Annotated in this window: 15 protein-coding genes and 1 pseudogene; 8 read left to right on the plus strand and 8 right to left on the minus strand. The window is 72.4% G+C overall.

Translation table 11 applies throughout. The features are described 5' to 3' along the window. Positions 1-84 precede the first annotated feature (84 nt). The 3 genes from ACZ4UB_RS21920 to ACZ4UB_RS21930 all read left to right on the plus strand — a co-directional run bounded on the left by ACZ4UB_RS21920 (position 85) and on the right by ACZ4UB_RS21930 (position 5924). Entirely contained in the window at positions 85-3873 is a 3789-nt protein-coding gene (locus tag ACZ4UB_RS21920; protein WP_468072370.1) for an ABC transporter ATP-binding protein, read from the plus strand. A gap of 177 nt (positions 3874-4050) precedes the next feature. Further along, positions 4051-4404: a hypothetical protein gene (locus ACZ4UB_RS21925; RefSeq protein WP_468072372.1), complete on the plus strand. Its 354-nt coding sequence runs from the start codon at positions 4051-4053 to the stop codon at positions 4402-4404. Positions 4405-4490: 86 nt separating this feature from the next. Then, positions 4491-5924 carry an aminopeptidase gene (locus tag ACZ4UB_RS21930; protein ID WP_468072374.1) on the plus strand — a complete coding sequence of 478 codons (1434 nt, stop codon included), beginning with the start codon at positions 4491-4493 and terminating at the stop codon, positions 5922-5924. A 95-nt stretch (positions 5925-6019) separates the two neighbouring features. On the opposite strand, the gene ACZ4UB_RS21935 is transcribed toward ACZ4UB_RS21930, so the two are convergent. Further along, positions 6020-7828, minus strand: a complete 1809-nt coding sequence (locus tag ACZ4UB_RS21935) for a glycoside hydrolase family 3 protein (protein WP_468072376.1) — start codon at positions 7826-7828, stop codon at positions 6020-6022. A gap of 34 nt (positions 7829-7862) precedes the next feature. Then, positions 7863-8786 (minus strand): LysR family transcriptional regulator, encoded by a 924-nt coding sequence (locus tag ACZ4UB_RS21940; protein ID WP_468072378.1) that lies wholly within the window; start codon positions 8784-8786, stop codon positions 7863-7865. An 82-nt stretch (positions 8787-8868) separates the two neighbouring features. Between ACZ4UB_RS21940 and ACZ4UB_RS21945 the strand changes: the two genes are divergently transcribed. Then, positions 8869-9825 carry an EamA family transporter gene (locus tag ACZ4UB_RS21945; RefSeq protein ID WP_468072380.1) on the plus strand — a complete coding sequence of 319 codons (957 nt, stop codon included), beginning with the start codon at positions 8869-8871 and terminating at the stop codon, positions 9823-9825. On the opposite strand, the pseudogene ACZ4UB_RS21950 reads toward ACZ4UB_RS21945, so the two are convergent. Both ACZ4UB_RS21950 and ACZ4UB_RS21955 read right to left on the minus strand, forming a co-directional pair. Further along, positions 9770-10264, minus strand: a pseudogene (locus ACZ4UB_RS21950) (GNAT family N-acetyltransferase); the annotation flags it as partial. The gene ACZ4UB_RS21945 and the pseudogene ACZ4UB_RS21950 sit on opposite strands and share 56 nt — an antisense overlap. Before the next feature lie 127 nt (positions 10265-10391). Next, positions 10392-10937 carry a DUF937 domain-containing protein gene (locus tag ACZ4UB_RS21955; protein ID WP_468072382.1) on the minus strand — a complete coding sequence of 182 codons (546 nt, stop codon included), beginning with the start codon at positions 10935-10937 and terminating at the stop codon, positions 10392-10394. Positions 10938-11190: 253 nt separating this feature from the next. Here ACZ4UB_RS21955 and recD2 point away from each other — a divergent pair, with 253 nt between their 5' ends. Both recD2 and ACZ4UB_RS21965 read left to right on the plus strand, forming a co-directional pair. Next, on the plus strand, positions 11191-13434 hold the full coding sequence (recD2, locus tag ACZ4UB_RS21960; RefSeq protein WP_468072384.1) for an SF1B family DNA helicase RecD2: 2244 nt from the start codon (positions 11191-11193) through the stop codon (positions 13432-13434). Between the two features lie 182 nt (positions 13435-13616). After that, positions 13617-14906 carry a citrate synthase gene (locus tag ACZ4UB_RS21965; RefSeq protein ID WP_354382452.1) on the plus strand — a complete coding sequence of 430 codons (1290 nt, stop codon included), beginning with the start codon at positions 13617-13619 and terminating at the stop codon, positions 14904-14906. Positions 14907-15313: 407 nt separating this feature from the next. On the opposite strand, the gene ACZ4UB_RS21970 is transcribed toward ACZ4UB_RS21965, so the two are convergent. Beyond that, on the minus strand, positions 15314-17614 hold the full coding sequence (locus tag ACZ4UB_RS21970; RefSeq protein WP_468072386.1) for a heavy metal translocating P-type ATPase: 2301 nt from the start codon (positions 17612-17614) through the stop codon (positions 15314-15316). Between the two features lie 120 nt (positions 17615-17734). Beyond that, the gene (locus ACZ4UB_RS21975; protein ID WP_354382450.1) at positions 17735-17968 is read right to left on the minus strand and encodes a heavy-metal-associated domain-containing protein; all 234 of its coding nucleotides are present in this window, start codon (positions 17966-17968) and stop codon (positions 17735-17737) included. Positions 17969-18131: 163 nt separating this feature from the next. Between ACZ4UB_RS21975 and ACZ4UB_RS21980 the strand changes: the two genes are divergently transcribed. Next, positions 18132-19370 (plus strand): cation:proton antiporter, encoded by a 1239-nt coding sequence (locus tag ACZ4UB_RS21980; RefSeq protein ID WP_468072455.1) that lies wholly within the window; start codon positions 18132-18134, stop codon positions 19368-19370. On the opposite strand, the gene ACZ4UB_RS21985 is transcribed toward ACZ4UB_RS21980, so the two are convergent. Then, entirely contained in the window at positions 19348-20079 is a 732-nt protein-coding gene (locus ACZ4UB_RS21985; RefSeq protein ID WP_468072389.1) for a TetR/AcrR family transcriptional regulator, read from the minus strand. The two genes, ACZ4UB_RS21980 and ACZ4UB_RS21985, sit on opposite strands and share 23 nt — an antisense overlap. Positions 20080-20217: 138 nt before the next feature. On the opposite strand from ACZ4UB_RS21985, the gene ACZ4UB_RS21990 reads away from it, so the two are divergent. Beyond that, complete coding sequence (locus ACZ4UB_RS21990) at positions 20218-22509, plus strand: MMPL family transporter (protein WP_468072391.1); 2292 nt, start codon at positions 20218-20220, stop codon at positions 22507-22509. Positions 22510-22552: 43 nt separating this feature from the next. On the opposite strand, the gene ACZ4UB_RS21995 is transcribed toward ACZ4UB_RS21990, so the two are convergent. Next, positions 22553-22753, minus strand: coding sequence for a helix-turn-helix transcriptional regulator (locus ACZ4UB_RS21995; RefSeq protein ID WP_354382447.1), 201 nt, complete (start codon positions 22751-22753; stop codon positions 22553-22555). Positions 22754-22949 lie beyond the last annotated feature (196 nt).

The following is a 22949-nucleotide window of genomic DNA, read 5'->3' on the forward strand; positions in this document are numbered from 1 at the left end:
TCGATTGTTGCGACGGGATGAAATCCGCCGGTCGCGGCGTTGGGGCTTGCGGCAGGACAGGCAGGACGGACGGGGAGGCACCACGTGGCGGCGGCGGAGGAACAGGACCAGGGCTGGGGCCGGCGGCTGGCCCGGTACACCTGGCGGTACAAGGCCAACGTGCTGCTCGCCCTCGGCTCCTCGCTCGGCGGCATGGCCGTCATGGCGCTCGTACCGCTCGTCACCAAGGTGATCCTCGACGACGTCATCGGGGACAAGAGCAAGCCCATGGGGCCCTGGGCCGGGATGCTCATAGGCGCGGCCCTGATCGTGTACGTGCTGACCTACATACGCAGGTACTACGGCGGGCGGCTCGCCCTCGACGTGCAGCACGACCTGCGCACCGACATGTACGACACCATCGGCCGCCTCGACGGGCGCCGCCAGGACGAGCTCTCCACCGGGCAGGTCATCGGGCGGGCGACCAGCGACCTCCAGCTGATCCAAGGGCTGCTCTTCATGTTGCCCATGACCATCGGCAACTTCCTGCTCTTCGGCATATCCCTCGCGATCATGCTGTGGCTCTCGCCGCTGCTGACCCTCGTCGCGCTGCTCATGGCCCCCGCCCTCTGGTTCATCGCCAAGCGCAGCCGCAAGAAGCTCTTCCCCGCCACCTGGTACGCCCAGAGCCAGGCGGCCGCCGTCGCCTCCGTCGTCGACGGGGCCGTCACCGGCGTCCGCGTCGTCAAGGGCTTCGGCCAGGAGGAGCAGGAGACCGGCAAGCTCCGCGCCGCCGGCCGCCGCCTCTTCGCCGGACGGATGCGCAGCATCCGGCTGAACTCCCGCTACACCCCCGCCCTGCAGGCCGTACCCGCCCTCGGGCAGGTCGCGATGCTGGCCCTCGGCGGCTGGATGGCCACCAAGGGCCAGGTCACCCTCGGCACCTTCGTGGCCTTCTCCACCTACCTCGCCCAGCTCGTCGGCCCCGTCCGGATGCTCGCCATGATCCTCACCGTCGGCCAGCAGGCCCGCGCCGGTGCGGAGCGGGTCTTCGAGCTCATCGACACCGAGCCGGTGATCCAGGACGGCACGCACGCCCTGCCCACCGACGCGCCCGCCACCGTCGAGTTCGAGGACGTGCGCTTCGGCTACGACCCCGAGCGCCCGGTGCTCGACGGTTTCGGCCTCTCGATCGCCGAAGGCGAGACCGTCGCCCTCGTCGGCGCCTCCGGCAGCGGCAAGTCGACCGTCTCCCTGCTCCTGCCGCGCTTCTACGACACCGACCACGGCACCGTCCGGGTCGGCGGGCACGATGTGCGCGAGCTGACCTTCGACTCGCTGCGCGACGCGATCGGCCTGGTCCCCGAGGACTCGTTCCTCTTCTCCGACACCATCCGCGCGAACATCGCCTACGGGCACCCCGACGCCACCGAGGAACAGGTGCTGGCCGCCGCCCGCGCCGCCCAGGCCGAAGGGTTCATCGAGGCCCTCCCCGCCGGCTTCGACACCAAGGTCGGCGAGCAGGGCCTGACGCTCTCCGGCGGCCAGCGCCAGCGCATCGCGCTCGCCCGCGCCATCCTCACCGACCCCCGGCTGCTGCTCCTCGACGACGCGACCTCCGCCGTCGACGCCCGGGTCGAGCACGAGATCCACGAAGCGCTGCGGGCCGTCATGGCCGGCCGCACCACCCTGCTCATCGCGCACCGCCGCTCCACGCTCGCGCTCGCCGACCGGATCGCCGTCCTGGACCACGGGCGGCTCTCCGACATCGGTACGCACGAGGAGCTGGAGCGCCGCTCCGCCCTCTACCGGCGTCTGCTCACCGATCCGGACGCGCTGGGCGCGGGCTCCCCCCGGACGCCCGAGGCGCCCGTGATGGAGGAGTTCGAGCGGGACATCGATCGGGACATCGAGCGGGACATCGAGCTCGAAGCCGAGATCGACTCCGAGCCCGTCAACGCCAAGCGCCGGGTGGCCGGCGGCATCACCCCCGAGCTCTGGCAGCGCCAGGAGCGGGCGGACGAGAAGACCACCGCCCCCGCCGGGATGCCCGCCACCCCCGAACTGCTCGCGCAGGTGGCCGCGCTGCCGCCCGCCGACGACACCCCGGCGGTGGACGAGGCCCGCGCCGCCTCCAGCGAGGACAGCTACAACCTGCGCCGCCTGCTGCGCGGCTTCTGGGCGCCGCTCGCGATATCCCTGGGCCTCGTCGCCCTCGACGCGGGCTCCGGGCTGCTGCTGCCGATCCTGATCCGGCACGGCATCGACAAGGGCGTCGAAGCCGCCGCGCTGGGCGCCGTCTGGGCGGCGTCCCTCCTCGCGCTCGGCGTCGTCCTGGCCCAGTGGGCCGCGCAGTTCGCCGAGACCCGGATGACCGGCCGCACCGGCGAGCGCGTGCTCTACGCCCTGCGCGTGAAGATATTCGCCCAGCTCCAGCGCCTCGGCCTCGACTACTACGAGCGCGAGCTGACCGGCAAGATCATGACCCGGATGACCACCGACGTCGACGCCCTGTCCAGCTTCCTGCAGACCGGGCTGGTCACCGCGGTCGTCTCCGTCCTCACCTTCTTCGGCATCCTGATCGCCCTGCTCGTCCTCGACGTCGAGCTGGCTCTGATCGTCTTCGCCACCCTGCCCCTGCTGGTCATCGCCACGATCGTCTTCCGTCGCCGGTCCGTGGCCGCGTACGAGCTCGCCCGCGACCGGGTCGGCCTGGTCAACGCCGACCTCCAGGAGTCGGTGGCCGGGCTGCGCATCGTCCAGGCGTTCCGCCGCCAGGCCAGCGGATCCGTCCGCTTCGGGGAGCGCAGCGACTCCTACCGCCAGGCCCGCGTCCGCGGCCAGTGGCTGATCTCGGTCTACTTCCCCTTCGTCCAGCTCCTGTCCTCGGGGGCCGCGGCCGCCGTGCTGATCGTCGGCGCCGGACGGGTGGAGGCCGGCACGCTCACCACCGGCGCGCTGGTCGCGTACCTCCTCTACATCGACCTGTTCTTCGCCCCCGTGCAGCAGCTCTCCCAGGTCTTCGACGGCTACCAGCAGGCGACCGTCTCGCTCGGCCGGATCCAGGGCCTGCTGCGGGAGCCCACCAGCACCCCGCGGCCGGCCGAGCCCCGCCCGGTCCCCGAACTGCGCGGCGAGATCGCCTTCGAGGGGGTCCGCTTCGAGTACGGCACCGCCGAGGAGCGCGGGGTGAAGGAGCCGGCGCTGGGCGGGATCGACCTGCGCATCCCCGCCGGGCAGACCGTCGCCTTCGTCGGCGAGACGGGGGCCGGCAAGTCCACGCTGGTCAAGATGGTGGCCCGGTTCTACGATCCGACCGCCGGCCGGATCACCGCCGACGGGGTGGACCTGCGCGAGTGGGACCTGACGGGTTACCGCCACCGCCTCGGCGTCGTCCCCCAGGAGCCGTACCTCTTCCCGGGGACCGTGCGCGACGCCATCGCCTACGGGCGGCCCGACGCGAGCGACGCCGAAGTGGAGGGCGCCGCCCGCGCGGTCGGGGCGCACGACATGATCGCGACGCTGGACGGCGGCTACCTGCACGCCGTCGCCGAGCGCGGCCGCAACCTCTCCGCGGGCCAGCGCCAGCTGATCGCCCTGGCCCGCGCGGAGCTCGTCGACCCGGACGTCCTGCTCCTCGACGAGGCCACCGCGGCCCTCGACCTGGCCACCGAAGGGCTGGTCAACCAGGCCACCGACCGCCTCGCGGGCAAGCGCACCACGCTGGTGGTGGCCCACCGGCTGACCACCGCCGCGCGCGCCGACCGGGTCGTGGTGATGGACCACGGCCGGGTCGTCGAGGACGGCACGCACGCCGAACTCCTGGCCCGGGACGGCCGCTACGCCCGCCTGTGGCGGACCTTCGTCGGCGAGGACGAGCGCGCCGCGGCCTGACCCCGCGGCGGCGGGCCGCCCCACCCCCGCGCACCGGACCCCTCGGACGTGGTTGCCGCCTGCAACCTTCCGGGGGGTCCGTGCGTCGTACGGACGCGTACGTCGTACGGACGACCGACAGGGGGAAGCGTGTTCGGGTTGAGGGGTGGGGCGGGCCGGTCGGCCAGGGGTGCGGGGGTGTTCTCGGCGGGGCTGCTCCTCGCGTCCGGCGCGCTGTTGGCGGCGCCGCCCGCGCAGGCGGCGACCGGCGGCTGTCCGGGCCAGCTGGCCCGGACCGTGGACTTCGCCGCGGGCGAGGTCCGCGTGTACAAGTCCCATGCCCAGGTGTGCGCGGTGACCGTGCCCGCGCGCCCGGGGGCGCGGACGTGGATGTCGGTGAGCGTGCAGCCGCGGGGCGGGGTGCCGGTCCGTGACGAGGGGCGTTTCACCCGCTTCGCCGGGCCCGTCACCGTGCCGGCCGTGAGCCGCTGCGTGTATGTAAAGGGGCAGGTGGGCTCGGAAGCGGTCGGCTCCGGCTGGATCCTGTGCTGAGAGCGAGGCCCAACGCCCCCTGTTCGAGCGTGCGTTGATCCCGCTAGGTTCACCGGTACCGCAGTGAACTCAAGGGGAGGGTGAGAATGCACAAGGCGCTCAGATGGCTGTTGTCGTTCGTGGTGCTGATCGGCACCATGGGCGCGGCGGGCGTGACGGCACAAGCGGCCACCGCCGCCGGGCCGACCGCCGCCACGGACATCAAGGACCGGATCCTCGCGATTCCGGGGATGACCCTCATCGAGGAGAAGCCCTACACCGGCTACCGGTTCTTCGTATTGAACTACGAGCAGCCCGTCGATCACCGGCAGCCGTGGAGGGGCACCTTCAAGCAGCGGCTGACCCTGCTGCACAAGGACACGTCCCGGCCCACGGTCTTCTTCACCTCCGGGTACAACGTCAACACCAATCCGCGCCGCAGCGAGCCGACGACCATCGTCGACGGCAACCAGGTGTCGCTGGAGTACCGATTCTTCACCCCGTCCCGCCCCGACCCGGCCAACTGGTCGAACCTGGACATCTGGCAGGCCGCCAGCGACCAGCACCGCATCTTCACCGCCCTCAAGAAGATCTACACCAAGAACTGGCTGGCCACGGGCGGCAGCAAGGGCGGCATGACGGCGACGTACTACGAGCGCTTCTACTCCCACGACATGGACGGGGTCGTCGCCTACGTCGCCCCCAACGACGTCGTCAACAAGGAGGACTCGGCCTACGACCGGTTCTTCACCAAGGTCGGCACCAAGGAGTGCCGCGACAAGCTGAACGCGGTGCAGCGCGAGGCGCTGGTGCGCCGCGTGCCGCTGGAGGCCAAGTACGCGGCCGCCGCCGTCGAGAACGGCTGGACCTTCACCACCGTCGGCAACATCGACAAGGCCTACGAGGCCGTCGTCCTCGACTACACCTGGGCCTTCTGGCAGTACAGCCTGCTGGCCGACTGCGCGGGCGTCCCGACCGCCGCGACCGCCACCGACCAGCAGATCTGGGACACGGTCGACGCGATCTCCGGCTTCTCCGCCTACGCGGACCAGGGCCTGGAGACGTACACCCCGTACTACTACCAGGCGGGCACCCAGCTCGGTTCGCCCGACATCAAGCAGCCGCACCTGGCCGGCCTGAGCCGCTACGGCTACCAGCCCCCGCGTAACTTCGTGCCCCGCGACATCCCCATGACCTTCCAGCCCGGCGTCATGGCCGACGTGGACAACTGGGTGCGCAACAACGCCCAGCAGATGCTGTTCGTGTACGGGCAGAACGACCCGTGGGGCGCCGAGCCCTTCCGCCTCGGGTACGGGGTCCGCGACAGCTACGTGATGATCGCCCCCGGGGCCAACCACGGTGCCAACGTGGCCAAGCTCCAGGAGGGCGAGAGCAAGCTCGCCACCGCGAAGATCCTGCAGTGGGCCGGGGTCGCCCCCGCCGCCGTGCAGGCCGACCCGAACAAGGCGGCCCCGCTCGCCCGGGCCGACGCCCAGCTCGACAAGCGCGACCTGGAGCGCGAGCCGCAGCTGCGGCCGTGACCCGGTGAACAGGTCAGCCGTGCCGACCCGGTGAGCCGCCGGCTCCGGTGACCGCTGCGCCCCCGCGGGCCCCTCGGCCCGCGGGGGCGTTCGCGTCAGTACGTCAGCCCGTGCCCCAGCGGCCAGCGCCCCGGCACCGGCACCGGGAGCCGACCCGTGGGCCGGTGCGCGCCCGCGACCACCCGCGCGGCGGCCCGCAGTTCCCCCTCGCCCCAGGAGTACGTCGCCAGCGCGGCGGCGACCGGCGGCAGCCGGGCCGGGTCGTACGGATTGCGCAGCGCCAAGGTCACCACCCGGGCGCCCGCCGCCACCAGGTCCCGCACCAGGGCGTAGGGGGCGCTCGCGGCGCCCTCCGGGACGTTGTGGGTGCACACCAGCACCACGTCGTGGTCGGGAGCCGCGGCCACCGCCCGCTCGGGCGCCGTCGCGGTCGTCGTGAAGCCGAGCGCGCCCAGCTCGCGCGCGAGGACGATCGTCGGGGGTCCGCCGGTGCCGGTGGGCGAGGCCGGATCGGCGCCGGTGACCAGCAGCTTCGGGTAGCGCACCGGATCCAGCGGGAGCAGCCCCTGGGTGTTGGCCAGCAGGGTGGTCGTGGTGGCCGCGATCCGGTCGGCCTCGGCGAGGTGCTCCGGGACGCCCACCGCCGTCGCGAGCCGCGCGGGGTCCACGAAGGGGTTCGCCAACAGCCCCCGCCGTTCCTTGAGCCGCAGGATCCGCAGGACCGATTCATCGATCCGGGCCTCGGTCAGCTCGCCCGAGCGCACCGCCGCCAGCACGCTGCGGTGGGCGAGTCCCAGGTCCGGCGGGTTCAGCAACTGGTCGCACCCCGCCTTCAGGGCGAGGACCGGCACCCGGTCGTCCCCGTACTTCTGCCGGACCCCGGCCATCCCCAGCGAGTCGGTGATCACCAGCCCCGTGAAGCCGAGGCGTTCGCGCAGGATGCCCGTGACGATGGGGTGCGAGAGGGTCGCCGGGTCCCCGGAGGGGTCGAGCGCGGCGAAGACGATGTGCGCGGTCATCACCGCGTCCACGCCCGCCTCGACGGCCGCGCGGAACGGCGGCTCGTCCAACTCCTCCCACTCGGCGCGGGTGTGCCGCATCACCGGCAGCCCGACGTGGCTGTCGGTGTCGGTGTCCCCGTGCCCGGGGAAGTGCTTGACGGTGGCGGCCACCCCGGCGCCCTGATAGCCGCCCACCTGGGCCGCGACCAGCGCCGCGACCGCCTCCGGAGCCGAGCCGAAGGACCGTACGCCGATCACCGGATTGGCCGGGTTCACATTCACGTCGGCCACCGGGGCGTAGTCCTGGCGGACGCCCATCGCGGCCAGTTCGGTGCCCGCGATCCGCGCGGCCCGCCGGGCTCCCTCGGCCGCGGCCGCGGCGCCCGCGCCCGTGGCCGCGCCCAGGGCCATCGCCCCCGGCAGCTGGGTGGCGGGCTTCCCGACCCGGTTGACGGCCCCGTGCTCCTGGTCGGTGGAGAGCAGCAGCGGGATGCCGTCCCCGTCGGCGCCGGCGGCGCGCTGGAGTTCGTTCGACAGCTCGGCGACCTGGCGCGGGGAGCGGATGTTGTTCGCCCAGCCGAAGTAGATGATCCCGCCCAGGTGGTAACGGGCGATCAGCTCGGCCGCGCTGCGCACCCCCAGCTCGGTCTCGAAGGTGTCCGCGTCGGCCGGATCGGGCGCGGTCGCGGAATGCCCGTAGACCCGGCTGACGAAGAGCTGCCCGACCTTCTCCTCCAGGGTCATCCCGGCCAGCAGTCGGGCGACCAGCTCCCCGGGCGCGGGCCCGCGGCCCCGCGGGGCGCCCTGCGCCCGGCGGGGGAGCGCGGCCGCGGCCGCGGTGACGGCTACGGCGGCCACGGCGGCGGCGGACAACAGGGAGCGGCGGGACGCGTGGTTGGGCACCCGGGCACGCTAACGCCGCGCGCCCCCGCGGCGGCTAAGGACACTCGCCGGGTCCCCCGGACGTGGTGCCCCAGTGTCCCTGGAGGGTGCGGACGGCCTCCGTGATGGCCGGCCGCCGGGCGGCCCCGGCCCGCCACAGGGCGTGCACCCTGCGCACGGGCGTCGGGCGCAGCGGGACGGCCACGGCGCCCGGCGGCAGCGGGCCGGTGCCCAGGCGCGGCACCACCGCGACCCCCAGGCCCGCCGCGACCAGGGCGACCAGGGTGTGGTTCTCCTCGGCGACGTGCACGACGTTCGGCTCGGCGCCCACCGCGCGCAGGGTGCGCACCAGCCAGTCGTGGCAGACCCGGCCCGGCGGCTGGCAGATCCAGCGCTCCCCGCCGAGGTCCGCGCGCCGCACCACGGACCGGGCGGTGAAGGGGTGGCCCGCGGGCACCAGCAGGTCGCAGAGGTCGTCGCCGATCACCGCCTGCTCGACCCCCTCGGGCACCGGCAGCGGCGCGATGTCCCAGTCGTGGGCCACCGCCAGGTCGGTGACGCCCCGGGTCACCAGGTCCACCGAGAGGTGCGGGTCGACCTCGGTGAGGCGGACCTCCAGGGCCGGGTGGCGGTCGGCGAGTTCGGCCAGCACCCCGGGCAGCAGTCCGCGCGCGGCGGAGGCGAAGGCGGCCACCCGCAGCAGCCCGCTGGGCCGCCCCCGCCGCTCCTCCAGGGTGGTCTCGGCCCGCTCCACGATCCCCAGCAACTCCTGGGCGGTGGAGGCCAGGTGGCGGGCCTCCTCGGTGAGCGCGACACCGCGGCCGCGGCGCTCCAGGAGCGTGGTGCGGGTCTCCCGTTCCAGCTTGGCGATCTGCTGGGAGACGGCGGAAGGGGTGTAGCCGAGGGCGGCCGCCGCGCCCGCGACGGAACCGTGGACGGAGACGGCGTGCAGGGCGCGGAGCCGGGACAGGTCGAGCATGCTCGAAGCGTAAGCGCTGCTTCATCCAACGGGGAAGAGATCATCGCTGGTGCTACATGGTCCCAGCGCCGATGCTCTTCTCATGCGTCCCGTACACACCGCCCTGGCCGTCCTCGTGGCCGCCGTCTGGGGCTTCAACTTCGTCGTCATCCAGATCGGCCTCGACCACTTCCCGCCGCTGCTGCTGTCCGCCCTGCGCTTCCTCGTCGCGGCCGTGCCCGCGGTGTTCTTCGTGGGCCGCCCCAAGGTCGCCTGGAAGTGGGTCCTGGGGGTCGGGGTGGCCCTGGGCATCGCGAAGTTCGGGCTCCTCTTCACCGGCATGGCCGCCGGGATGCCGGCCGGGCTGTCCTCGCTGGTGCTCCAGGTGCAGGCCGTCTTCACCGCCGTCCTCGCCGCCGTCGTGCTGCGCGAGCGGCCCGGGTGGATCCGGCTGGCCGGGATGGGCGTCGCGCTCGCGGGCATCGCCGTCGCCGCCGTGGACCGCGGAACCTCGGCGCCCGTCACCGCCTTCCTGCTGGTGGTCGCGGCCGCCGCGTGCTGGGGGGTGTCCAACGTGCTGACGCGCAAGGCCGCCCCGCCCGACGCGCTGAACTTCATGGTGTGGGTGTGCGCGGTGCCGGTGCTGCCCCTGTTCGGCCTCTCGCTGCTGGTGGAGGGGCCCGAGCGGGACCTCGCCGCGCTGCGCGCGCTGGACTGGTCCGGGGCGGCCGTCATCGGCTACGTCGCCTGGGTGTCCACCGTCTTCGGCTTCGGGGCCTGGGGCTACCTGCTGCGCCGCTACCCGGCCTCGTCGGTGGCGCCGTTCTCGCTGCTGGTGCCGGTCTTCGGGATGTCCTCGGCGGCGCTGGTGCTGGGCGAGGGGATCTCCCCCCTGCGCTGGCTGGCCGCGGCGCTGCTGGTCGGCGGGGTCGCGGCCACCTCGCTGGCCCCGGCGCGGGGCGCCCGTACGGCCTCCCGCACGGTCCGCGGCGCGCCCGCACCGCTCAGCGCGGCGGGCCTTCCTGGAGCGGCAGCCGCCAGTCCTGTCCGGTCAGGGTGACGCCGTACGAACGGTGCTCGCGCTCGGCGACCAGAGTGAACCCGGCGCGCTGGTAGAGGGAACGGGCGCCGGTCAGGACGTCGTTGGTCCACAGCACCAGCTCGCGGTAGCCGACCGAGCGGGCGAAGGCGATCACCGTGTCCACCAGCAGCGCGCCGGTCCCGCGGCCGCGGCCCGCCGGGTCCACCAGGAGCAGGCGGAGCCGGGCGGTGCCGGGGGCCGGATCGCGCACGCACATGACCGAGCCCACCGGGCGGCCGTCCGACTCGGCGATCCAGACGCGTTCGAGGTAGGGGTCGTGGTCCTGGGCGAAGTCCGCGACGATCCGCGCGACCAGCCCCTCGAACTCGCTGTTCCAGCCGTACTCGGCGGCGTAGAGGGCGCCGTGGCGCTGCACGATCCAGCCCAGGTCGCCGGGTCCCGGAGGGCGGAGTACTACCTGCGTGCCGGACGTGTCCATGGCGTCCGAGGATACGGCGCGGCGCGGAGCTGGGGAACGGGGGTTTCCGGCTCCGCGCCGCACCCGTGCGTCCCGGGTACGCCGTTCGGGTGAGGCGGCGGGAACGTTACTTCTTGCCGCCGCCGAGGATCTGGCCCAGCAGGTCGCCGAGGCCGCCGCCGCCCGGGGCCGCGCCCGGGGCCGCGCCCGGGGCCGCGCCCGGTGTCGGGGCGCCCGAGGCCTGGGGAGAGCCCGCGCCCTTGCCCGCCGCGCGCTTGGCGAAGACGGCCAGCAGCACGGGGATCAGCAGCTCGATCACCCGGGCGACGGTGGGGGCGGGGATGCCGGTCTTCTTGGAGACGGCCGCGGCGACGGGCTTGCTCACCTTGGCCAGCACGCCGGCCATCATGCCGCCGCTCAACAGGCCCCCGCCCAAGGTGGCCACGCCCTGGAGCGGGGGCTCGGTCACCTCGGCGAAGGCCTGGCGGACCTCGTGGCCGTCGTCGTCGTCCGCGTCGGCCTTCTGCTGGAGGTCACCGGTCATCGCGCCGACGGTGGTGGCGATCGTGTCGCGCGCGCCCGTGGCGTCGGTGCCGAGCAGACCCGCGATCTCGGTCAGCTTGTCCTCGCCCAGCTCGTTGATCACGTCGTCCTGGAAGGAAGGTTCGCTCATGACTGAAACGCTACGTCTGTCGTGTTTTGCCGGCACCTCGGGTAACGGAACGATAAAGCCTCGCATCTCTGTGCAACCGTCCGGCGGGGTCGGGGGTCGTATGGTGCGTCGGAACTTCCGGGAGGGGATCTGGGGGGATCGGGAAGTCCGACGAGGGAGGGGTAACCGTGAGGGGGTCCGGCCGCGAGGCCGGACCCCCTTTCGTTTCCCGCGGGCCCGACGGGCTGTCGGCGCCGGACGCTAGCGTTGCGCCATGGGGACGGACAGTGCGGTGAACACGGCGGTGCTCGAAGGGGTCCTGGAGCGCATCACCTACGCCAACGAGGAGAGCGGCTACACGGTCGCCCGTGTCGACACCGGGCGCGGCGGCGGCGACCTCCTCACGGTGGTCGGCGCGCTGCTCGGCGCGCAGCCCGGCGAATCGCTGCGCATGGAGGGCCGTTGGGGCTCGCACCCGCAGTACGGCAAGCAGTTCACGGTCGACAACTACTCCACGGTGCTCCCCGCCACCATCCAGGGCATCCGCCGCTACCTCGGCTCCGGCCTGATCAAGGGCATCGGGCCGAAGATCGCCGACCGGATCGTCGAGCACTTCGGCGTCGACACCCTGGACGTGATCGAGGACGAGCCGAAGCGGTTGGTCGAGGTGCCCGGGCTCGGGCCCAAGCGGACGAAGATGATCGGCGCCGCCTGGGAGGAGCAGAAGGCCATCAAGGAGGTCATGGTCTTCCTCCAGGGCGTCGGGGTCTCCACCTCCATCGCGGTGCGCATCTACAAGAAGTACGCCGACGCCTCCATCTCGGTGGTGAAGAACCAGCCCTACCGGCTCGCCGCCGACGTCTGGGGCATCGGCTTCCTCACCGCCGACAAGATCGCCCAGTCCGTCGGCATCCCGCACGACAGCCCCGAGCGGGTCAAGGCCGGACTCCAGTACGCCCTCTCCCAATCCACCGACCAGGGCCACTGCTTCCTGCCCGAGGAGCGGTTGATCGCCGACGGGGTCAAGCTCCTCCAGGTGGACACGGGCCTGGTCATCGAGTGCCTGGCCGAACTGGCCGCGGATCCCGAGGGCGTGGTGCGCGAGCGGGTGCCCGACCCGCAGGGCGGCCCGCCGCTCACCGCGGTCTACCTGGTCCCCTTCCATCGCGCCGAACTCTCCCTCGTCGGGCAGCTGCGACGGCTGCTGCACACGGAGGAGGACCGGATGCCGGGCTTCGGCGACGTCGACTGGGAGAAGGCGCTGGGCTGGCTGGCCGGGAGGACCGGCGCCACCCTCGCGCCCGAGCAGCGGGACGCGGTCAAGCTCGCCCTGACCCGCCGCGTCGCGGTGCTCACCGGCGGGCCGGGCTGCGGCAAGTCCTTCACCGTCCGCTCGATCGTGGAGCTGGCCCGGGCCAAGAAGGCCAAGGTGGTGCTCGCCGCGCCCACCGGGCGGGCCGCCAAACGGCTGGCGGAGCTGACCGGCGCCGAGGCCTCCACGGTGCACCGGCTGCTGGAGCTGAAACCGGGCGGGGACGCGGCGTACGACCGGGACCGGCCGCTGGACGCGGACCTGGTGGTGGTCGACGAGGCCTCGATGCTCGACCTGCTGCTCGCCAACAAGCTCGTCAAGGCGGTGGCGCCGGGCGCCCACCTGCTGCTGGTGGGGGACGTGGACCAGCTGCCGTCGGTGGGGGCGGGCGAGGTGCTGCGGGACCTGTTGGCCGAGGGCGGACCGGTGCCCGCCGTCCGGCTGACCCGGATCTTCCGGCAGGCCCAGCAGTCGGGCGTGGTCACCAACGCGCACCGCATCAACACCGGGCTCCCGCCCCTCACCGACGGGCTGCCGGACTTCTTCCTCTTCGCCGAGGAGGACACCGAGGCGGCCGGAGTGCTCGCCGTGGACGTGGCGGCCCGTCGCATTCCGGCCAGATTCGGCCTCGACCCGCGCCGCGACGTCCAGGTCCTCGCGCCCATGCACCGGGGCCCGGCCGGAGCCGGGAACCTCAACGGACTGCTCCAGCAGGCGATCACCCCGGCCCGGCCGAACCTGCCCGAGAAGCGCTTCGGCGGCCGGGTCTTCCGGGTGGGCGACAAGGTGACCCAGATCCGGAACAACTACGAGAAGGGGGCCAACGGCGTCTTCAACGGCACCGTCGGTGTGGTCACCGGGCTCGACCTGGAGGAACAGCGCCTGACCGTGCGCACGGAGGAGGACGAGGAGATCGGCTACGAGTTCTCCGAGCTGGACGAGCTGGCCCACGCCTACGCCGTCACCATCCACCGCTCCCAGGGGAGTGAATATCCCGCGGTCGTGATCCCGGTCACCACCGGAGCTTGGATGATGCTCCAGCGCAACCTCCTCTACACGGCGGTGACCAGGGCTAAGAAACTGGTCGTGCTGGTCGGGTCCCGCAAGGCCCTCGGTCAGGCGGTGCGTACGGTTTCCGCAGGCAGGAGGTTCACGGCTGTCGCGCCCCGGCTGTCCGGACAGATACCGGTGGGAAACATCACCTAGATGATCGATCATTTGGGGTATCCCCGCCGGTTCGGAGGGGGCAGGATGAGCAGCTTGAAGGCACTCAGTGCCGTCAAAAACACCAAACCCCGACCCCGAGTGCACTCACCTGTGCCAAATGGGGGAAGGTAGAGGCAGTCAGGGCACCTCGAAGAAGAGGCACTACGTCGGTGAGGGATGACGTGAGCGACAACTCTGTAGTACTGCGGTACGCGGACGGTGAATACACCTACCCGGTGGTCGAAAGCACCGTAGGCGACCAGGGCTTCGACATCTCGAAGCTCCGGTCCCAGACCGGGCTGGTCACCCTGGACAGTGGCTACGGGAACACCGCCGCCTATAAGTCCGCCATTACCTACCTCGACGGCGAACAGGGCATCCTGCGCTACCGCGGTTACCCGATCGAGCAGCTGGCCGAGCGCTCGACCTTCATCGAGGTCGCGTACCTGCTGATCAACGGTGAGCTGCCGACCGTCGACGAGCTCGCGTCGTTCCGCAACGAGATCACCCAGCACACGCTGCTGCACGAGGACGTGAAGCGCTTCTACGACGGCTTCCCCCGTGACGCGCACCCGATGGCGATGCTGTCCTCCGTGGTCAGCGCGCTGTCGACGTTCTACCAGGACAGCCACAACCCGTTCGACGAGAAGCAGCGCAACCTCTCGACGATCCGGCTGCTCGCCAAGCTTCCGACGATCGCGGCCTACGCGTACAAGAAGTCGGTCGGCCACCCGGTCGTCTACCCGCGCAACGACCTCGGCTACGTCGAGAACTTCCTGCGCATGACGTTCTCCGTGCCGGCCCAGGAGTACGACCTGGACCCGGTCGTGGTCTCGGCGCTCGACAAGCTGCTCATCCTGCACGCGGACCACGAGCAGAACTGCTCGACCTCCACCGTGCGCCTGGTCGGCTCCTCGCAGGCGAACATGTTCGCCTCGATCTCCGCCGGCATCAGCGCCCTGTGGGGCCCCCTGCACGGTGGCGCCAACCAGTCCGTCCTCGAGATGCTGGAAGGCATCAAGAACGACGGCGGCGACGTCGACGCCTTCATCCGCAAGGTGAAGAACAAGGAAGACGGCGTCCGCCTCATGGGCTTCGGGCACCGCGTCTACAAGAGCTTCGACCCCCGGGCGAAGATCATCAAGGCTGCGGCGCACGACGTGCTCTCGGCGCTCGGCAAGAGCGACGAGCTGCTCGACATCGCGCTGAAGCTGGAAGAGCACGCGCTGGCCGACGAGTACTTCGTCTCGCGCAACCTCTACCCGAACGTGGACTTCTACACCGGTCTGATCTACCGGGCCATGGGCTTCCCGACCGAGATGTTCACCGTGCTCTTCGCGCTCGGCCGCCTTCCCGGCTGGATCGCCCAGTGGCACGAGATGATCAAGGAGCCCGGCTCCCGCATCGGCCGTCCGCGCCAGATCTACACCGGCGAGGTCCTGCGCGACTTCGTCCCGGTCGAGGGCCGCTGATCTCCTCACCGGTCGCGCGCGTGGATCCGTAGCGGTCCCACACGTACGAAAAGCGCCCCGCCGTCGATCCCCCCACGGGTCGACGGTCGGGGCGCTTTCCTTTTCCCCGGTGCGGATTCCCCCCACGGGACCCGGACCAGGGCGTCGGTGAGGAGCGCGCGCGGCGCTCCGGCGGGGGTGTCTGCCGGGACCCGTTCGGATCGGGAAGCCCTTGCGCGTGCTCCCCGCGGGTACGTGTCCCGGCCGGCGGGTGCCTGCGGACGTCCCCCAAGACCTCCGTGAACGTCCCCCAAGACGTTCTTGGCACCGCCCCATTAGACCCGCGCCACCACCTGATGGTTACGTTCCAATCACTGTGATCTGCGTCTCCCGTGAAGGAAGTGTGTGCGTGATGGGGAGGGGGTTCTCTAGCGGAAGGAGCGCAACCGGAGGCTGTTGCTCACCACGAACACCGAGGAGAACGCCATGGCGGCGCCCGCGATCATCGGGTTGAGCAGCCCGGCCGCCGCGAGCGGCAGCGCCGCCACGTTGTAGCCGAAGGCCCAGAAGAGGTTGCCCTTGATGGTGGCCAGGGTGCGCCGGGAGAGCCGGATCGCGTCCGCCGCGACCCGCAAGTCCCCCCGGACGAGCGTCAGATCGCCGGCCTCGATGGCCGCGTCCGTACCCGTTCCCATGGCCAGCCCCAGATCCGCCTGGGCCAGCGCCGCCGCGTCGTTGACCCCGTCGCCGACCATCGCGACCGTACGGCCCTCGGCCTGCAGGCGGCGTACGACGTCCACCTTGTCCTGCGGCAACACCTCGGCGATCACCTCGTCGATGCCCACCGCGCGGGCCACCGTCTCGGCCACCGCGCGGTTGTCGCCCGTCAGCAGCACCGGGGTCAGCCCCAGCGCCCGCAGTCGGGTCACCGCCTCGGCGCTGGTCTCCTTGACCGCGTCGGCGACGGTCAGCACCCCGCGCGCCGCCCCGTCCCAGGCCACCAACACCGCCGTGCTGCCCGCGGCTTCGGCGTCCGCCTTGGCCCGCGCGAGCTCCTCGGGCAGGGCGATCGACCAGTCGGCCAGCAGCTGTTCGCGGCCCACCAGGACGGCGTGGCCGTCCACCACGCCCTGGACGCCGAGACCGGCGAGGGCGCGGAAGTCCTCCGGCACCGGCAGCGAGCCCGCGCGCTCGGCGGTGCCGGCGGCGACGGCCCGGGCGATCGGGTGCTCGGAGGCGTGCTCCAGCGAGCCCGCCAGGCGCAGGAGTTCGGTGGCGTCGGTGCCTTCGGCGGGGTGCACCCCGGCCAGGGTCATCCGGCCGGTGGTGACCGTACCGGTCTTGTCGAGGACGATGGTGTCCACGCGTCGGGTGGACTCCAGCACCTCGGGACCCTTGATCAGGATGCCGAGCTGCGCGCCGCGGCCGGTGCCGACCAACAGGGCGGTCGGGGTGGCGAGTCCCAGGGCGCAGGGGCAGGCGATGATCAGTACGGCCACGGCGGCGGCGAAGGCGGCGGTCGGGTCGTCGGTGATCAGGAGCCAGGTGACCCAGGTGCCGAGCGCGAGCAGCAGCACGACGGGAACGAAGACGGCGGCGATCCGGTCGGCCAGCCGCTGGACCTGCGCCTTCCCGTTCTGTGCCTGCTCGACCAGCTTGGCCATGCGGGCGAGTTGGGTGTCGGCGCCGACGCGGGTGGCCTCGATGACCAGGCGCCCCGAGGTGTTGACGGTGGCGCCGGTGACGGAGTCGGCGACGGTGACCTCGACCGGTACGGACTCGCCGGTCAGCATCGAGGCGTCCACGGCGGAGCTGCCCTCGACGACCGTGCCGTCGGTGGCGATCTTCTCGCCGGGGCGCACGACGAAGCGGTCGCCGACGGCCAGCGCGGCCACCGGGATCCGGACCTCCGCGCCGCCGCGCAGCACCGCGACGTCCTTGGCGCCCAGGTGCAGCAGTGCCTTCAGGGCCGCTCCCGCCTTCCGCTTGGAGCGGGCCTCCAGATAGCGGCCGAGCAGGATGAAGGCGACGACGCCGGCCGCGACTTCGAGGTAGATGGCCGAGGCGCCGTCGGTGCGCGAGACCGTGAAGTCGAAGCCGTGCCGCATGCCGGGCATGCCCGCGTGACCGAAGAACAGGGCCCACAGCGACCAGGCGAAGGCGGCCAGGGTGCCGACCGAGACCAGCGTGTCCATGGTGGCGGCGCCGTGCTTGGCGTTGGTCCAGGCGGCCCGGTGGAAGGGCAGTGCGCCCCAGACGACGACGGGCGCGGCGAGGGTGAGCGAGAGCCACTGCCAGTTGTCGAACTGGAGGGCCGGGACCATCGACAGCAGCACGACGGGCAGGGCGAGGACGGCGGAGACCAGCAGGCGCTGGCGCAGCGCGGCGAGCTCCGGGTCGGCCGCCGCCGCGTCGCCCGCGGTGCCGGCTCCGGCTTCCGCTCCGGCTTCCGCATCGGCTTCCGCTCCGGCTTCCGGTTCGGGGGTCGGCGGCGGGGGCTGCGCGGCGGTGTAGCCGGTCTTGACGACGGTGGCGATCAGGTCGGCCACCTGGACCTCGGGCGCGTAGGAGACCCGGGCCTTCTCGGTCGCGTAGTTCACCGTCGCGCTGACGCCGTCCATCCGGTTCAGCTTCTTCTCGATGCGGGCCGCGCAGGAGGCGCAGGTCATCCCGCCGATCGTCAGCTCGACCTCGGTCACTATCGGTCCGTCGTGCACTGTGCTGGTCATTCCGGCTCCAGGGGGAGGGCCGGGTCCGTACGGAACCAGTATGAGCTGGACGGTACGGCCCGGCGGGGTACTGCGCAGGAGAAGGGGCGGGGCGGGCGCGGGGCCCGCCGCCCCGGAGGGTCAGGCCCGGCCCGCGTACGCGTATCCGGCCTCGTCGACGGCGGCGCGCACGTCGTCCTCGTCGAGCGGGCCGGCCGAGACCACGGTGACCTCGCCGGCCGCGGCGACGGCCTTGACCGAGCTGACGCCGGGCAGGGCGGTCAGTTCGGCGGTCACGGCGCCTTCGCAGTGCCCGCAGGTCATGCCGGTCACCCGGTAGACGGTGGTGGTCTGGGTGTCCGTCTCGGCGCTCATGTCGTTCTCCTCTTCGGGGGCGTGTCCGGTCGCCGGCGGGCGGTGGATCCCTCCACCCTCCCGCCGATGGCTCCAGACTATACCCCTAGGGGGTATGGAGGCGAGCGCCGGTGCCCGGCGTGGCCGATGGACACGGCTCGTTCACCGTACGTAAATGGCGCATATGTCCGCTTCGGGAAGTCTGACGCTGATCCTGATCATGTCGATCGCGGTCCTGGCGCCCCTGCTCGCCCACGGGGCCTCCCGGTGGGTGTCGGTGCCCCTGGTGATCTTCGAGATCCTGCTCGGCGTGCTGGTCGGGCCCGACGTGTTGGGCTGGGCCGCACCGGGACCGGTGATCGACGTCCTCGGTCAGCTGGGCCTGGCGATGCTGATGTTCCTGGCGGGGTACGAGATCCAGTTCGACCGGATCGGCGGCGACACCCTCAAGCGTTCGTCCGGGGCCTGGCTGATCGCCCTGGCCCTGGGGCTGACGGCCGGCACCCTGCTCGCGCACGGCGGCGGATTCGACAAGGGCGTCTACGTCGGCACCGCGCTGACCAGCACCGCGCTCGGCACGGTCCTGCCGGTGCTGCGCGACGCGGGCGACCTGCGGGGCCGGTTCGGGTCCGTGGTGATGGCCATGGGGGCGATCGGCGAGTTCGGTCCGGTCATCGCCATGGCCCTGCTGCTCAGCGGGCGGGCGCCGGGCCGCTCCGCCGCGCTCCTGGTGGCCTTCGGCGTGCTCACGGCGATCGCCGTCCTCTGGGCGCTGCGGCCGAAGGCGACCTGGCTCTCGGCGGTCATCGTCAAGACCCTGGACAGCAGCGCCCAGTTCGCGGTGCGCCTGGTGATGCTGCTGTTGGTGGCGATGCTGGGGCTGGCGCAGGCGCTCGGCCTGGACGTGCTGCTCGGGGCGTTCGCCGCCGGCCTGATCACCCGGCTGGTGCTGCACGGGGCGGCGCCCGAGAGCAGCGGGGCGGTCCTCTCCAAGGTGGAGGCGATGGGCTTCGGCTTCCTGGTGCCGCTGTTCTTCGTGCTCACCGGGGTCCAGTTCGACCTGAAGGCCCTGCTCGGGGGCGGGCGGGTGCTGCTCCTGCTGCCCGTGTTCCTGCTGCTGTTCCTGGTCGTGCGCGGGCTGCCGATCTGGTGGCTGGCGCCGCGCGACCTCGGGCTGCGGGACCGGGTGGCGCTGGTGCTGCTCGGGTCGACGGCGCTGCCGCTGGTGGTCGCGATCACCACGCTCGGGGTGCAGGACGCGATGGTGGAACCGGGCGAGGCGGCGGCGCTGGTGGGGGCCGCGATGGTCTCCGTGCTGGTCTTCCCGCTGCTGGCGCTGCGGCTGCGGTCGGGCGGGGGCGCGGGGGCGCGCGCGGCCGGACGGGAGGGGCGGGCGCGGGTCAGCGAGGGGGAGTCGTGGTGACCATCGGCTCCAGGTAGCGCAGCAGCACGTTCTTCAGCTCGGCCACGTAGGCGTCCCGCTCGGCGCCCTCGGTGGCCAGCACCAGGTCGAGGGCCGACTTGAAGATGCCCAGCACCATGTTGGAGACGTGGGTGAGCTGGTCGGGGGTGGACTCCGGGGCGAAGCTGCTCAGCACGCCCTCGACCCGGGCCAGCAGGCCGGAGTGCAGCTCCTCGTGCTCCTGGGTGATGCCGGGGACGCCCGAGCCGTGCATGAGGGCCCAGAAGGCCGGGTTCTCGCAGTTGAAGGCGATGACCGGGTCCAGGACCGCGTCGAGCAGTTCGGGCAGCGGCTTGGCCAGGTTCTCGGGCAGGAAGGCCTGGCCGTGCATCTCGTGGGCGCGCTTGAGGAGCTCGCCGCCCAGCTCGACCGCGATGGCCTCCTTGTTCGGGAAGAACTGGTAGAGCGTGCCGGGGGAGACCCCGGCCTCGCGCGCGATGGCGTTGGTGCTCGCCGCGGCGTAGCCGGTGCGGCAGAACACCCCCGCGGCGGCGGCCAGGAGCTGCGCGATCCGGCGCTCGCCGCGGGCCTGGCGGCGGCGCGGGGCGGGCTCGGCGGCGGGCTGGTCGGTGGTGCTCCTGGTCGTCCTCTTGGCGCGTGCCGTGGCCTTGGTCGCGGGCTTGGTCGCGGGCTTCGGTGCGGCGCCTCCGGGCGCGGATGTTTCCGGCATGTCGGGCACTTCGCTCCCGTTCCTTCCCGAGGGTGATTGACAAACGCGAGTTGTCGCTCGCATTCTGTGGGAACGCGAGCGACTGCTCGTGTTTGCCAGTCTAACTTCTGGCAATCACGGTGAAGGGGACACCGAGACATGTCCGAAGTCAAGAAACCATCGGGCCGAGGGCAGCGGGCGGAGGTCGGGGTCGGGGCGGATGGCGCCCCCGGACCGAAGCTCGGGGGCTGGACGCGGTTCGTCACCGCGCGGCCGAGGCTCTCGCTCCTGCTCGCCCTCGTCCTGACGGCCCTGGCCGTGCTCGCGGGCAGCGGGGTCGCCGACCGGATGGGCAGTGGGGGCTGGCAGGACCCGGACGCCCGGTCCACCTACGCCACCAAGGCGCTGGAACGCGAGTTCCCCGCCTCGCAGCCCAACCTGCTGCTGCTCGTGGACGCCGGAGCGGCCGGGGTGGACGATCCGGCCGTCGCCGCCGAGGCGGCCCGACTGACCGCGCGGCTCGCCGCGGAGCAGGGGATAGCCGGGGTCGGCTCGTACTGGCAGAGCCGCCTGCCCGCGCTGCGCTCCGAGGACGGGCACCAGGCCTTGATCGCCGCCCGCGTGGAGGGCGATGAGAAGACCACGGCCGAGGTGCTCGACCGGATCGCCCCGGGCCTGCGCGGGGCGCACGGACCGGTGCGGGTCTCCCTCGGCGGGCCCGTGGCCGTACAGCGCGAGATCACCAGCACCATCCAGGAGGACCTGCTGCGGGCCGAGCTGATCGCCCTGCCCCTCACCCTGATCCTGTTGGTGCTGGTCTTCGGCAGCGCGGTGGCCGCCGTCCTGCCGCTCGGCATCGGCATCGTCGCGATCCTCGGGACCAACGCGGTCCTGCGCGGGCTCACCGAGATCACCGACGTCTCCGTCTTCGCCCAGAACCTCACCACGGCCCTGGGGCTCGGACTCGCCATCGATTACGCCCTGTTCATCGTCCGCCGCTTCCGCGAGGAACTGGCGGCCGGTCGGGAGCCGAAGGAAGCGGTGGGAGTCACCCTGCGCACCGCGGGGCGGACGGTGCTGTTCTCGGCGCTGACCGTCGCGGTGTCGCTCTCGGCGATGATGTTCTTCCCGATGTACTTCCTGCGCTCCTTCGCCTATGCCGGGGTCGCGGTGGTGCTGCTCGCGGCGGCCGCCGCGCTGATCCTGCTGCCCGCGGCGCTCGTGCTGCTGGGCGAGCGGGTCAACTCCCTGGACCTGCGGGCGCTGTGGCGGCGCGGGCGCCGGACGCCGGCCGCGCAGGGCCGGGGCTGGGCGCGCGCAGCCGCGCTGGTGATGCGGCGGGCGCCGGTCTTCGCGGTGGTCACCACCGCGGGGCTGCTGCTGCTCGGCCTCCCCTTCCTCGGGGTGAAGTTCGGCACCGTGGACGACCGACAGCTGCCGGCCACCGCCGCTTCGCACGTGGTCCAGCAGAAGATCCGGGACGACTTCCCGGGCGGTCCCGCGGCGCAGCTCGTCGTGTTCGCCGAGGGGCCGGCCGACGCCTCCGCCTACGGCGCCTACCGGAGCCGGTTGAGCGCCCTGCCCGGGGTGGTCCGGGTCGACGGGCCGGTGGGCTCGGGACCCGGCGGGAGCGCCGGGCAGTACGCCTACTTCTCGGTGGTCGGCGAGGGCGAGGCGGTGGGGCAGGAGGCCCAGGACCTGGTCGGCGAGGTCCGCGCGGTGGACGCGGGCTTCAAGACCTCCGTCACCGGGCAGGCGGCCGTCCTGGTCGACGCGCAGGACGCGATAGCCGAGCAGTTGCCGTGGGCGCTCGCCCTGGTCGTCCTGGCCACGCTGTTGCTCGTCTTCCTGCTCACCGGGAGCCTGCTGATACCGCTCCAGGCGGTGCTGCTCAATGCGCTCAGCCTGACCGCGATGTTCGGTGCGGTGGTGTGGGTCTTCCAGGACGGCAATCTTTCGGGGCTGCTCTCCTTCACCTCCACCGGGGACATCGAGACCACCCTGCCGGTGCTGATGTTCTCGATCGCCTTCGGACTCTCCATGGACTACGGGGTGTTCCTCATATCCCGGATCAAGGAGGAGTACGACCGCACCGGGGACCACGAGGGCGCGGTGCGGACCGGACTGGCCCGCACGGGCGGGCTGATCACCGCGGCGGCCGTGATCCTGGCCGTGGTGATGGTGGCCATCGGCACTTCGAGGGTGACCAACACCAAGATGCTGGGGCTCGGGATCGCGCTGGCCGTGCTGATGGACGCGATGGTGGTGCGCAGCCTGCTGGTCCCGGCGGTGATGAAGCTGACCGGGCGGGCCACGTGGTGGGCCCCGGGGCCGCTGCGCAGGCTGCACGACCGGTTCGGGCTGAGCGAGGGCGGGGACGCGGGCGCGGAGAGGGAGGGTCCGCGGGAGCCGGAGGTCGAGCCCGCCGACCGGGTGCCGGTCGGGAGGTAGGGTCCGTGCCGGGGTGGGGGCACCCCGGCACGGGTTCGGCGGTTCAGTCCTCGCGGCGGCCCCGGTTGCCGGGGCGTCGGGCGACCCAGGCGCGGATCGTGTCGGCGTACCAGAAGGGCTTGCCGACCTCGACGTGGTCGGGCGGGGGGAGCAGCCCGTGCTTGCGATAGGAGCGCACGGTATCCGGCTGGACCTGGATGTGCGCGGCGATCTCCTTGTACGACCACAGCTTCCGGTCGGTCATCTGGGGCACCTCCTTGTCCACACCGCGGGGGCGGCCGGGAGGCCGTCGGGGGAGCCTGAGCGTGGACACTGACGATCACTCAAGGTTGTGCCCGGAGAACGACGCTCAGTAAGTCCAGGGGAGGGGCTGTCGTACGCCTGTGACGGAAGACCCGCGTAATGCGGACATGTGTGACGGGACCACGACCCCTGTGACA

This window comes from Streptomyces sp. NPDC028419 (assembly GCF_055565515.1).